Genomic DNA, 12,879 nt, shown 5'->3' with positions numbered 1-12,879 from the left:
TTTTGTTTGCTGAGCGGCTATAGCGTCAGGTATGATCCTTTTTCCAGATAGCCGGGCTTCTTTTTTTATAAAGTCCTGAAGGTCTATTGATTAATCAACAGAATGCTCACCCCGCAGGCGGGGAGCTGGTTCAGCTGTACGTGCCCCTGCTGAACCTTTAGCTTTTGCTGCGGCTGGAGTAAATCTGTTAGCTGCGTACCATCGGATTTGTTAAGTGGTATGCGCAGGCTCACGGGAGTGGTGGCAGCATTTACCACCACTAAAACCTCTTCCTGCTCCTTTTGGCGGGTAAATGCAAACTGTTCACTGCTAACCAGCGCCTGGCGGTAGTTGCCCAGGCGCAGGGCCGGGTGTTCCATCCGGATATGGGCAAACTGCCGGATAGCTTTCTCCAGCTCAGGATGGGGAGCCTGTTCTCTGGCTTCGGGTAAGTGTAAAGCGGGGCGGAGTGCCGCATCACTCCCATTTTCCTTTCGGCCCTCTATGCCCCATTCGCTTCCATAATAGACAGATGGCGTACCAGGCATGGTATAAAGCAGGGCATAAAGCGGATATAAATGGGCCGGATTGTTTAAGGTGCTGGCAATGCGGTTTACATCGTGGTTATCTGCAAAGGAGTATAAAGGGAAGTCTTTATAAATGCCATGCTCTCCGAACAGGCGGTTCAGGGAATATGCGATCTCAAAGTAGTTCTTATCGTTATGGCTTGAGTATAAGCCTTTATAACATTCGTAATTGGTGGTGGCATCAAGCCCGCCTTCGTTTATCCAGCGGCGGTAGTCTCCGTGAATTACTTCTCCAATTAACCAGAAACGGGAGGAGTGCTGCCTGCAGAAGGTGGCCAGATCACGCAGAAAGCCCAGGTCCATTACATCTGCGGCATCCAGGCGCAGGCCGTCGATCTTAAATTCATGGATCCACATTTTAACTGCATCAAACAGATGGGCCCGTACATCGGGATGATGGAGATTCAGCTTTACCAGGCTGTGGTGCCCGTTCCAGCCTTCATAGGCAAAGGCATCACCATAAGGACTCTTCCTTTTGAAGTCCACACCTGCAAACCAGTCGCGGTAGGAGGAGTTAGTTCCATGCTGTAGCAAATCCCGGAACGCCCAGAAATCCCTGCCTACGTGGTTAAACACACCATCCAGCACTACCCGGATACCTTTATCATGAAACTTCCTGATAAGATCTTTCAGGCTTTCGTTGGTGCCAAGCCTGCGGTCTACTTTATAATAATCTGCAGTGTCGTAGCCATGGGTGCCAGACTCAAAAAGTGGGCCCAGGTAAAGTGCGTTGCAGCCTAAAGCACCAATGTGGTCAACCCAGTTATGCAGGGCATCCAAACGTGCTACGGCCGGCTTGTTAAAATCGTTTTGGAAAGGGGCTCCACATAAGCCCAATGGATAGATATGGTAGAAAATGGCATCCTTACCCCAGGAAGTAGTCATCATTGTTATTGCTTAGTCTAAGATCTGTTATTACACTAAGTACAACAGCAGGAAGTAGCTGTGGTTAAAGATTTTTAAAGTTATCCTGGCTTTCTTTACCGATTCTGCAGCGCTGCATTTACAAGCGGCACAGTATCCATCACGTATTTCCTGCCCTTCGTCACATTTATTTTATGCCGCACTAAATTTTGCCTAACTAGCCTATACTAATCGCGGGTACTACATGAATTAACAGAATGGTTATGAGCGCAGGCATATTGATAAGACTACTTAAAACACAATTTGAGGGCAGTATACTGTTGATAGCAGCTGGAGCACTGGCAGATCTGGGAATAGTATTGCCAATAAGCCTGCTGCTTTCCTGAAGGGTCGGGCTCGTGATATAGAAGAACATCTCTTTTGTTACCCTGCGCTGCGAACATGCAGCTACATTCAATCAATAAACCCAAAATATTCAGGACCTATGAGCAGTTCTACAGTAATAAAAACCACTTCGCTTTATTACAGCTATTCAAAAGGTGCAAAAACACTGGTCAACATCAATATGCAGGTGGAGCAGGGTAGTTTGTACGGCTTTATTGGCCCGAACGGTTCTGGAAAAACTACTACCCTAAGCCTGGTGCTTGGGCTCTTAAAGCTACAGAAAGGCAGTATAGAAGTTTTTGGGCAGGAGCTGGATAACAACAGGGTTAACATATTAAACAAAACAGGTACACTGATTGAAAATCCATCGCTCTATGGGCACCTGACTGCAAAGGAAAATCTTGCCATCTACAGGTACATCAATGGTACCACAAAGCAAAGGGTGAACGAAGTGCTGAAAATGGTAGGCCTTGATGATACAGGCAGTAAAAAGGTAAAGAATTTTTCCCTGGGCATGAAACAGCGCCTGGCAATTGCACTTGCCCTTTTGCCAAAACCCGAACTGCTGGTACTGGATGAGCCTACCAACGGGCTGGACCCCAATGGCATTATTGAACTCCGTGAGCTGATAAAAAAGCTGAACAGAGAAGAGGGTGTTACCATGCTAATATCCAGTCACATACTGGCAGAAGTGGAAAAAATGGTGAGCCATATCGGGATTATTTTCAAGGGAGAGATGCTGTTCCAGGGATCGCTGCAGGAGCTCTACCATTATCAGCGAAAGCAGTCAAAATTACAGATCAATACTTCAGATAACGACGCAGCAATCAGGATACTGGAGGAGTATCATCCCGAAAAGTTACCCGAAAGCCTGTCTGTTTCTTTCAGTAATATTCGGGAAGTGGCAGATATTAACAGAAAGCTGCTAAGGAATGAACTCGATGTTTACCTGCTCCAGCCAAAGGAGAATAATCTTGAACAATTATTTATAGATCTAACCTCCAGCCAGTCATGAATATATTGATGTCACTACGTTCGGAACTGTTAAAAAATAAGGGAACAGCCTCATTTTACTTATGTGTACTTACAGCAGCCTGCATCCCTTTACTTTTGTTGCTGGAGCAATATTCCGGTGAGAATGCAACCAAAGAACTTATCGCAGATCCCTGGGCGCATCATTTCGATGAAGGTTCCAAAGGGCTTAACCTCATGTTTTTGCCTATGTACATTGTGTTGATATGCACGTTACTGCCACAGGTAGAATATAGAAATAATACCTGGAAACAGGTTCTGACCTCGCCACAATCTTTAGGCAACATCGTAATTGCAAAGTTTCTGACCGTTCAGGTGTTTATTCTGCTTTTTTTGATAGCCTATATGCTATTCATGGTATCAATGGCAGTTGCTTATAACTTCATCAATCCGGCTCTGAATTTTCTTGAAAACAGTATTGAATGGAGTCAGCTGTTGCTGCTTACCTTCAAGACTTACCTTTCTGTGCTGGCAATCAGTGCTGTGCAGTTCTGGATTGGTTTAAGATCAAAAAGCTTTATAGTGCCCGTTGCTATTGGCCTTTGTTTAGTGTTAGCTGCAGGATTACTTATATTTAAGTTCAGGTGGGAGCATGCAGAAATTTATCCTTTTACTTATCCCATTCTTGTGTTGCTTAAAAGCTACAAGTCTGATGTGCCCATGCTTCTGCTAAGCTCTGCCGGGTGCGCGATGATATTCCTGGGGTTAGCTTTTATGGACTTGAGGGCAAGAAATATAAGAGGATAGATAGCAGAATATTATTCAGGATTTTAATAAAGCTTTGAGATGCTTAGTACAATAGTTAAAGAAGATTTCAGTGATACTGATCACAGGTTTAAAATGAAGGATTTAATTAATAAATCTGCAGGTTTTAACAGGATTGAATTTTGGGCAGCCACCACAATCTTTGTTTTTATCGTGTTCTTTTTTATAACGGAGGGCATTGATGATGTTTCAAACATACGCACACCAAACAGGTGGTATTTTGAGCAGGCAAGAATTCCTTTTTATTACTACCAGCACTACTTCTTTCCGCAGCTGATCCGCTATACTTTTCTTTTCCTGGCTTTTCTGCTGCTTAATTTTATGGTCGTACCCCAGCTGTTAAAAGGTCAGTCTCTGGCGAGGAATATTTTCCTGATCATTGCAACCCTGGTGGCAGGCGGCTTTGTGTTTGGCGTTACAGATACTTACCTGAAAAACTACTTATTTGAGAATTTCAGCACAGAGCAGGAAGCCTACAACAGCTTTTTTCAGAACAGTTTTCTGTATGCCTTTTGGCTCCTGCTGATGTTTGGCCTCTACTCTGTTATCAAATACCTGGGGGTCTATCTTTTATCAAATGCAGAAGCCATTCAGCAAAAATACAGTTTTGTTACACACGCTGGCCTGGCGGCTATTGTGTTATGGATGATAAGCGTTTTTCTCCTGTTGGTAGGAGATGCTGACGGTGAATTCATTGTTGGCTGGGGTATGGTGTTCCTGTCGGGAATCCTGCTGTACTGGTACTCCATCTATACACTTATTCCCGAATCACTGGGTAAGAAAAAGCCTTTCCTGTATTACCTGGGAAGAGCAGCCCTGGTTATGCTGATTGCCTTTTTACCCATAAGCTTTTTAGTGCTGCTGTTCTTGCACCATGCAGAAGCTGGATTCGGTTTCAGCCTGTTCAATGTTGCCTTCCAGCTACTTATTACGGCGCCGCTATCGTGGGTGCTGTTTAAGCGGCAGATGCAGGGGAAAGAAGAAGTTTTTGTGCTGAAGAAAGAGCTGGGCCGTTCCAATGCAAACTTCGATTTTCTTAGGTCACAGATTAACCCGCACTTCCTGTTTAATGCACTTAATACCATTTACGGTACCGCAATACAGGAAAAAGCAGAACGTACCAGCGAAGGCATAGAGCGTTTAGGAGATATGATGCGGTTTATGCTCCAGGAGAACATGCAGGAAAAGATATCGCTGGCCAGGGAAATTGAGTACCTGAACAACTACATCAGCCTGCAGAAATTACGGACCGACCCCAACCCCAATGTTCAGATACAGGCCGAGATAGAACAGCCGCTAATCCAGAAGCAGATTGCACCCATGCTGCTGATTCCCTTTGTTGAAAATGCCTTTAAGCATGGCATCAGTTTCAGGGAACCTTCGCATATAAAAGTGGGCCTGGAGCTTAGGGATAGCACCCTTTATTTTGATGTGTACAACAGCAGACATCAGAAAAAAGAAAACGACCCCGAGAAGGATAAGAGCGGCATTGGCCTGGTCAATGTAAAACAACGCTTACAGCTTTTATACCCGGGCAGGCATGAGCTGATCATACGCGAAACCGGCAAAGAATTCTTCGTTCACCTTACGATACAGCTGTTATAGTCTGCCTAAATTGTACTATCATACCCGATATGAAAGCAATTGCCATTGATGATGAACCCATCGCTTTAGAGATAGTAAAAGCTCATGCTTCAAAAGTGCCTTTTCTGGAGCTGAAAGCTGAATTTACGGATGCTTTCAAAGCCCTTGAGTATTTGCAGAAGGAGAGCATTGATCTTATTTTTCTGGATATAAAAATGCCTGATATTTCAGGCATTGACTTTTTTAACAGTCTGAGCAAAAAGCCCCTGCTCATTTTTACCACTGCCTATACAGAGCATGCCGTAACCAGCTTTGAAATGGATGCAGTGGATTACCTGTTAAAGCCTTTTTCGCTGCCACGCTTTATTAAGAGCTGTAACAAGGCTTTTGAATTGTACAACTACAGAAACAGTGCAGAAGTCCAGGACCATATATTCATCAAAACCGGCTATGAACAGCTTAAGGTTATGTATGATGACATCCTGTACCTGGAGGCTGCAGGAAATTATGTCACCTTTGTGCTGAAAGATAAAAAGGTGATGTCGAGGTGTACTTTTAATGAAGTTGTAAGTTTACTGCCTGCAGATAGGTTTGTGCGGGTGCACCGCTCCTACATTGTTTCTGTTAACAGGGTAGATAAGCTGGAAAGGCACCAGGTTACAATTGGCGATCTAACAGTTCCTATAAGTGAAGCATACCGGCAGGATCTCCTTTTGGCCCTCAACAGGCATTCCTGATCAGGAGCAGAAAAGCGCCCTTCAGCCCCTGCCACTTGGGTATTTATTAAGTTTTTAAGCTGTGACTGACCGCTCTTAGAAAGTAGCCAGTCACAGCTTTTTTGTTTTTTCCTGCCAGCATATGCTTTCTGGCGCTCCACTACCTGGCAGTATCAACTTTGCATTAAGGGCAATGCCTTCTGCCTGCGCTCTATAAAGATGAGGATTCCGCTTCTGTCACATCTTTCCTGCTATTCATCACATTTTTTTTAAGTCGTGCCGAATGCTGGCTAACTAGCTCATAACAAGCCCGGTTTTAAAAACCTTTAACCAAAATTTTATGAGAACCTTCAGCTTAATAAGAGGCAGCGGAGCAGCCCGCACTTTTAATCTTAAACTATTGCTGGCCATTTGCCTGTTTCCGGCTTTCAGCCTTACTGTTTTGGCCCAATCAACCTTAAAGGGTAAAGTTATCAATGAACAAAGCATGCCCCTGGCCTTTGCAACGGTAACCTTGTTAAACGCATCCGATTCTGCACTGGTGAAAGGAGCCATCAGCGATGGTGAGGGAGCATACATCCTGCCTGCAGTGGCAGCGGGAAAATACCTGCTTGCTGCCAGCATGATGGGCTACCAGAAGGGCTGGCTGGGGCCGGTAGAAGTAACAGCCAGTGAAACACAGCTTTTGCCCCAGCTACAGCTGCAGGAAACAGTTGAGCAGCTCAAAGCCGTAACTGTAGTAGGGCAGAAGCCCCTGATAGAACAGCAGGCAGACCGCATGGTGGTGAATGTGGCGGGAAGTATTCTGGCCACCGGCAATACTGCCCTGGAGGTACTGGAGAAATCGCCGGGCGTGGCGGTAGACCAGGATGGCAACATTAGCCTGAACGGAAGACAGGGGGTAATTATCATGCTGGATGGTAAGCGTACCTATCTCTCCAGTGCAGATGTTGCCAGCATGCTTAGGAACATGACGAGCGATGCCCTGGAACAGGTAGAGATCATCACAAACCCTTCTGCCAAATACGATGCAGCCGGTAACTCCGGCATCATCAACATCAAAACAAAAAAGGATAAGAACAGGGGTACCAATGGCAGCCTAACGCTGGGAACTGGCTACGGCCGCTTCGAAAAAGTGAATGGCGGCCTTACACTCAACCACCGCCAGAACAGCACCAACCTCTTTGGTAGTTACAATTATGGCTTAAGCCGCAGCTATCAGAACCTGAACATTGAACGGAACGCATTCATCAACCAGGAGGTAAATCTTTTTGACCACCGGAATTTTATGCTCCGCAACTGGCAGGGCCATTCTTACAAAGCAGGCGTTGATTTTTTCCTGAATAAGCATAATACCCTGGGGCTGATGGTGAACGGCAGTATAGGTGACTGGGGCTCTAATAACACCAACGAGGCCCTGCATATTATTGAAGGAGCGGGAAGGGAGCGGATCATTACCACGCTTGGAGATATAAACAGCGGCTACCGGAACACCACCTTTAACCTCAACTACCAGAGAACCTTTGAGCGGAAAGGGGAGGAACTAAGCTTTGATGCAGACTACTCGAATTATAGCAGCAGCAAAAACAGCTTTTTTGATAACAGCTTCCGTTACTTCGACAGCAGAACAGACAGTATTTTTATGCTCCGCAGTGAGGCACCCTCCCGTATAAACATATGGGTGAGTAAGCTGGATTATACAGTGCCCATAGGAAAGAGCAAACTGGAAACCGGGCTAAAGTGGAGCAACGTGCACTCAAATAACGATGCACGGATAGAACGGCAGGAAAGCGAGGGGGTTTGGCAGAAGTGGGATAAGTTTACGAACGATTTTCTGTACCAGGAAAACATAAGTGCTGCCTATGCCAACTGGAGTGGAGCCCTTGGTAAAATAAACGTAATGGCAGGCCTTCGTGCAGAGCACACCTGGTACCAGGGAAGGTCCGTAAAAAACGATAGCACGGCAAAGAACCAATACCTATCGCTCTTTCCGAGCCTGTTTTTGAAACGGGAGCTCAACAAAAAGAATCAGCTTGGTTTATCCTACAGCCGCCGGGTAGACCGCCCCTCTTACCAGGACCTGAACCCATTCTTCTCGCTGCTGGATGTAACCACCTACAGCAAGGGAAATCCGCTGTTGCAGCCACAGTTTACCCACCAGCTGCAGCTAAGCCACACCTTTAATAAGTCAGTGGTCACTAACCTAACCTACAGTGTTACCGATGGGCCCATGACAGAGGTAATTGAAACAGAGGGGCTTGATGCTTTCCAGACCAACAGGAACCTGGGCAAGCTAACAAACTGGAGTCTGAATATTTCTCTGCCTGTAACCATTACCAAATGGTGGAACATGCAAAACAACCTAAGCGCTTACCACAAGAAATACACAGGTACCTACCTGGCACAACAATTAGATGTGGAGCAGCTTTCCACCAACTTTTTTATAATGAACTCATTCAGGCTGCCCCATAATTTTTCTGCAGAGCTCTCTGGCTTTTACCGCTCACCTATGGTATGGGGTACCATGCAGATCAACAGCATGTACAGGGTAAATGCCGGGCTGCAGTACAGCTTCTGGGACCGCAACGCAAGCCTGAAGCTAAGTGCCAACGATATTTTCAGAACGCAGGTGTTCAGTGGCCAGTCTGTTGTGGGTGAAAACAAGATTAAAATTGAAAGCAGAGGCGAAACCCGCCGTGTTAACCTCAGCTTTAACTACCGCTTTGGTAACAAAGAAATCAAGCCGGTTGGCCGTAAAAGAGGAGCCTCCTCCGACGAGCAGCAGCGCATCAAGGGCAGTGGTGATTAAGAACTTTTTTGATTAGTGTTAGAATAAAAAAGGGTCTGCTGCTTAGCAGGCCTTTTTTGTGAATGTTTTTAAAGCGCTATTGATCAGTCCTGTATGATTCGGCAAGCGTAATGGCAACCCCAACCAAAAGCACAGATCCGCTCCTGTAAGGGGGCGGATCTGTGGGCTGTTAACAATAGAAAGGGTGTGGGAGGTGTGGCTATTCTTCTACTTTAAAATCGTTCAGGGCATTGCTATCATAGGTAACACCATTCATGGTGAGTACAATATCTGAAGGGTTGTCTCTCACATATATACCATAGCCGGCACTGTTAGCAATGTGAACATTATTGAGTGTTAACTTCGTTACCCAGCCTATGCCAAGATTTGCGGGCTCCACAAAGGTAGCCTGCCTGGAGCTTCCCCCGTTTTCAATTGTAACGTACTCCATCAGGTTCTGGTCAGCGCTAGAGTTAACCAAAATACCTCTCCATGCACCCTGCTCTTTGGTTTTGCTGGTAAATACAATGGGGTTGTCGGCCGTGCCACTGGCAACTATTCTTGATTCTGCATGGTCAGAAATTGTAATCAGCACACCATCTGCCGCTTCGAACACAGTACCAGGTGCAATACTTACTGCTCTGTTTACTGTAAGATCTGCTGAAATCAGGTATTTGCCGTTCTTGGGGTTTACCCAGTTCATAGCAGCCCCGGTGTTACGGGTGGATCCAGTATAAACTTCCACATAGCCACCCCCAAAGTCGCTGTCTTCATCAATAAATGCTATTTGCTCCGGATGAATGTACAGGGGGCTGCCGGCATTATCTTCAAAAGTAATATTGCTCAGGTTAAGAATTGATTCCTCTTCCCTGGTTTGAATGCCATAACCTCCACTATTGGTAATCAGGATATTATCCAGGCTGATGGTGGTATATTCAGGAGACAGCGCGGCCTTCTGCAAGAAAGTCCCGGCATTCATGCTTCCGGCATAATGAATTTCTGCGTGCGATATGGAGTTGTTTGCTGTTTCGCTCCTTGTTCTGATGCCAAGCCAGTAACCTTGTTCCTCATTTTCACCGGTAAATATGATTTTTTCAGCTTCGGTACCATTGGCAACCAGCGTACCGGTTTCAGTAATGTGTAGTCCGGCGTTCCTTTCAAAATGGATCACTACACCCGGCCTGATGGTAAGTTTTGCCCTAACTTCAATGAAAGCAGTAACCAGGTAATCTGGTACATCAGGATCAGTAAAAATATTCTCCAGTACCAAATCCGCAGTTATGTTTTCTGAAAGCACTACAAGGCTGGCGGTGGCGGTAATGTTTACCTTAGCCGTGGAGCTAACATTCTTGTCAGCATTACTGATGGTAAGCGTTAACTCATACGCACCTGCCATATCAGGTACAAAGCTTGCATTAGCAGCACTGGCGTTTTGTATGCTTGCCGTGCTGCCATTTGGTTTGGCGGTCACCGTCCAGAGCGAGGTGTAACCAATCTGGCCAGGGTCTTTGCTTGATGCACCATTCAGCTGAACTGTTTCGCCAACCGCTACCTCTGTTGGAGTTGCACTCGCTACTGCTTCCAGGGTATAGACCGGAGCAGGTTCCGAATCGTCATCATCGCAGGCAATGAAAAAGCTTAGCAAGAGTAAGAAACACCATTGTTTTATGATCTGGTTCGCTTTCATAGTATTGGGTTTTGTTTGAGTCCATTGAGTTTTATAAAAGTTACCCTTTTAACAGCTGCACTAAATGCGTAGGTAAAGCTTACACATCCTGAAGCAGCTGGTAAAAAATAGTTCAGCCAGTGCTGTATGTTATAGATTCAGGGGGGTGAACTGATGCTTCTTAATACAAATTAAAAGCTATCCGGTACCCCCTGCAATACACCGAATCCGGCATTTTTTGTGTACCAGGAAATGGGTAGCTGTTATTGCTGGTTTTATGTAAATCAATTGTTTTAGAAGCGGAGCATACTGTTACTGCCGCTTTGTAACTTTGTTCCAGGTAGAAATAATAAAAGCGTGTTGCTTTCATAAACAGAAGCAGCTTAGGTGTTATGGAAGCAATAGAATTGCTGAATTCGTGTGGATAAAGTTTGTTATTCCGGTGAAAATAGTATTGTAAAAATCGGACTTTTGAACCCTTCTGAAAAAAATGTGGCTCTTTTAGCTCTACATCACTTCTATAGTCGGGAACAGTAGTAGTACTGTTAAATACTGAAGAGGCGGTGGTTTATATTCAGGCCAGCAGTTCTTGTATAGACGCAAAAAAAAAGCCCTGGAATTTTACTTCCAGGGCAATGGCTGAATCTATCTTCCTGCTGTCTTAATCTTGCTGCAATGAGGCAAATTTTAAGGTAGCAGGTTGCTGGTCGTTGAGGGTGTTCAGGAAAGCAATGATATCCTTAATCTCCTGCTTGTTGAGTAGTAGTGCATCGGGTGGCAGGGTCTGGTGTTCCAGCGCTATGCCTATGCCGGCACCCCCGCCGCGGTTATAAAAGTCCATAACTTCCTCAAGATTGTTGTACACGCCATTGTGCATATAGGGTGCTGTTAGAGCACTGTTGCGTACTGTGGGCGTTTTGAAAAAGTACTTACGCGCAGCTGTCTGGTACAGATTATACCTTCCCGGGTCCGGGTCTATCTGTGCATTGGCGGTATCATTTGCTGCGGGTACCCCCAGCAGCTCCAGCTCTGTTTCGGAAAATTCCGGTGGTACCGTACCATTGAATACCGGTGCAAAATGGCAGGTGGCACATTTAGCTTTTCCGGTAAAGAGGTTGAAACCTCTTATTTCGCTATCCGTCAGGCTTTGCTCCAGCCCGTTTATGTTGCGGTCGAATTTGGAGTTGAAGGGGGCCAGGCTTCTGATGTAGCTGGCAATGGCGTTGCGTATGGCTGCATCGCTTACTTCTTTACCATAGATTGCCGTAAAGGCCTGCTGGTAGTCGGGCTGCTGCATTACGGCCTTTGTCATGGCCTCCAGGTTGCTGTGAAATTCAGTCTGGCTGTTCACCACCGATACAATCTGCCCCTCCAGGCTGCCAGAACGCTTATCGTAAAAGAAGCCCCGCTGCAAGGCGGCATAGCTGAGGGTAGGGCTGTTGCGGTCCTGTCCGTCTGATTTCCTTTTTCCATCGGTGAAAGCAAGCGCTTCCTGGTGGCAGCTTGCACAGCTTACTTTTCCCGAGGCAGAGAGGGAGGGATCGTTGAATAGCTTTTTGCCCAGCAGCACTTTCTCTTCCGTTGTTTCACCGCTCTGCAGATCATCGAAATATTTCAGGTTAAAGGTATTATTGGAGAATAAGGAAGTAGCCTCATGGTTAATGGCAAGCGTAAAAGGGAAAATCACATTCCAGTCTTCCCTGGTCTTTACCCACAAGGCCAGCTGGGCATGTGTGTGGTTTTTGATAAAGGCATAGCGGTTAAAAGAGGCAAACTCTCCTGTTAAATCCAGCAGCGTTTTGTCCAGCTGCTCGTGCCATGCCCGGTACAGTTCCTGGTCGCTAAATGCCTGCTTAAAGAATGTGAGGTAGTTTTTTAACCTGCTGTATACCCATGCATTTTCCTGCAGGGAGTTCTCCAGCACAGGAGAATCGAAACCGGTTATGCCAGTGAGTGCTACCCGGTTAATCTCGTTCCGCAGCATCCACAGAAAATGGTAGGGCTTGTAAGATAGAAGGCTGCTGTTTTGCCTGATCAGCTTAAGCCTGTTGCTTACCAGCCCTGCATGCCGGAAAACATCCTGCTCATTAAGGCTGTCGGCCCAGATGAGCTCCTCCAGTACTTGAAAGCCGGAGGGTTCTTTGATCTTGATATCAGTAAAGTCTTCCTCCTCTACCTTTAGAATGTTGGGCTGGTTCAGGTAGCGGAAGTTCTCCTGGTCGGTAAAGGAAAGAACAGGTTCTGCATACTTAAAATACATTCTGGCGGTGTGGTAATGTTCCTGCATTTCTGTTGCAGTCTTGCTCTTTTGCAGGCTGTCCAGCGCAGCAATGCAGGCGTTCAGGTCGCTGTGGTACAGGGCCTGCATTTCCTGAAAGGCGAGGGTGGTAGCATCAGCGGTATCGCCAGCGGTCTTTTGCTCACTGCAGGAGGTAAACAATACAAAGAGGCTTATTATCAAATAAGCCTCTTTGTACATAACTAGTAATTTTCTATACATCATAATAAGCAGCG

At 46.0% G+C, this 12,879-nt stretch carries 8 protein-coding genes; 5 read left to right on the top strand and 3 right to left on the bottom strand.

Translation table 11 applies throughout. The features are described from left to right. Window positions 1–83: 83 nt before the first annotated feature. Window positions 84–1,454, bottom strand: a complete 1,371-nt coding sequence (locus KWJ01_RS09325) for an alpha-amylase family glycosyl hydrolase (protein ID WP_224996163.1) — start codon at window positions 1,452–1,454, stop codon at window positions 84–86. Window positions 1,455–1,914: 460 nt separating this feature from the next. Here KWJ01_RS09325 and KWJ01_RS09320 point away from each other — a divergent pair, with 460 nt between their 5' ends. The 5 genes from KWJ01_RS09320 to KWJ01_RS09300 all read left to right on the top strand — a co-directional run bounded on the left by KWJ01_RS09320 (window position 1,915) and on the right by KWJ01_RS09300 (window position 8,720). Next, window positions 1,915–2,829, top strand: coding sequence for an ABC transporter ATP-binding protein (locus KWJ01_RS09320; RefSeq protein WP_224996162.1), 915 nt, complete (start codon window positions 1,915–1,917; stop codon window positions 2,827–2,829). After that, complete coding sequence (locus KWJ01_RS09315) at window positions 2,826–3,593, top strand: ABC transporter permease (protein ID WP_224996161.1); 768 nt, start codon at window positions 2,826–2,828, stop codon at window positions 3,591–3,593. The genes KWJ01_RS09320 and KWJ01_RS09315 overlap by 4 nt, the downstream gene beginning before the upstream one ends. 93 nt (window positions 3,594–3,686) lie before the next feature. After that, window positions 3,687–5,216 (top strand): sensor histidine kinase, encoded by a 1,530-nt coding sequence (locus KWJ01_RS09310; protein ID WP_224996160.1) that lies wholly within the window; start codon window positions 3,687–3,689, stop codon window positions 5,214–5,216. Window positions 5,217–5,245: 29 nt separating this feature from the next. Continuing rightward, window positions 5,246–5,932 carry a LytTR family DNA-binding domain-containing protein gene (locus KWJ01_RS09305; RefSeq protein ID WP_224996159.1) on the top strand — a complete coding sequence of 229 codons (687 nt, stop codon included), beginning with the start codon at window positions 5,246–5,248 and terminating at the stop codon, window positions 5,930–5,932. A gap of 319 nt (window positions 5,933–6,251) precedes the next feature. Beyond that, a complete protein-coding gene (locus tag KWJ01_RS09300) occupies window positions 6,252–8,720 on the top strand; it encodes an outer membrane beta-barrel family protein (RefSeq protein ID WP_224996158.1) in 2,469 nt (822 codons plus the stop codon). Window positions 8,721–8,919: 199 nt separating this feature from the next. Here KWJ01_RS09300 and KWJ01_RS09295 read toward each other — a convergent pair whose 3' ends face one another. Continuing rightward, window positions 8,920–10,386 carry a PKD domain-containing protein gene (locus tag KWJ01_RS09295; protein WP_224996157.1) on the bottom strand — a complete coding sequence of 489 codons (1,467 nt, stop codon included), beginning with the start codon at window positions 10,384–10,386 and terminating at the stop codon, window positions 8,920–8,922. 640 nt (window positions 10,387–11,026) lie between these two features. Further along, complete coding sequence (locus KWJ01_RS09290) at window positions 11,027–12,844, bottom strand: cytochrome c peroxidase (protein WP_224996156.1); 1,818 nt, start codon at window positions 12,842–12,844, stop codon at window positions 11,027–11,029. Window positions 12,845–12,879 lie beyond the last annotated feature (35 nt).

This window comes from Cesiribacter sp. SM1 (assembly GCF_020178975.1).
Lineage (GTDB): Bacteria > Bacteroidota > Bacteroidia > Cytophagales > Cyclobacteriaceae > Cesiribacter.
This window is presented reverse-complemented; position numbering and strand designations above follow the sequence as displayed.

Coding starts and splice junctions, on each gene's coding strand:
- KWJ01_RS09315 (WP_224996161.1), top strand. CDS start 2,826: ATGAATATATTGATGTCACTACGTTCGGAACTGTTAAAAAATAAGGGA.
- KWJ01_RS09290 (WP_224996156.1), bottom strand. CDS start 12,844: ATGTACAAAGAGGCTTATTTGATAATAAGCCTCTTTGTATTGTTTACC.
- KWJ01_RS09300 (WP_224996158.1), top strand. CDS start 6,252: ATGAGAACCTTCAGCTTAATAAGAGGCAGCGGAGCAGCCCGCACTTTT.
- KWJ01_RS09305 (WP_224996159.1), top strand. CDS start 5,246: ATGAAAGCAATTGCCATTGATGATGAACCCATCGCTTTAGAGATAGTA.
- KWJ01_RS09325 (WP_224996163.1), bottom strand. CDS start 1,454: ATGATGACTACTTCCTGGGGTAAGGATGCCATTTTCTACCATATCTAT.
- KWJ01_RS09310 (WP_224996160.1), top strand. CDS start 3,687: ATGAAGGATTTAATTAATAAATCTGCAGGTTTTAACAGGATTGAATTT.
- KWJ01_RS09320 (WP_224996162.1), top strand. CDS start 1,915: ATGAGCAGTTCTACAGTAATAAAAACCACTTCGCTTTATTACAGCTAT.
- KWJ01_RS09295 (WP_224996157.1), bottom strand. CDS start 10,386: ATGAAAGCGAACCAGATCATAAAACAATGGTGTTTCTTACTCTTGCTA.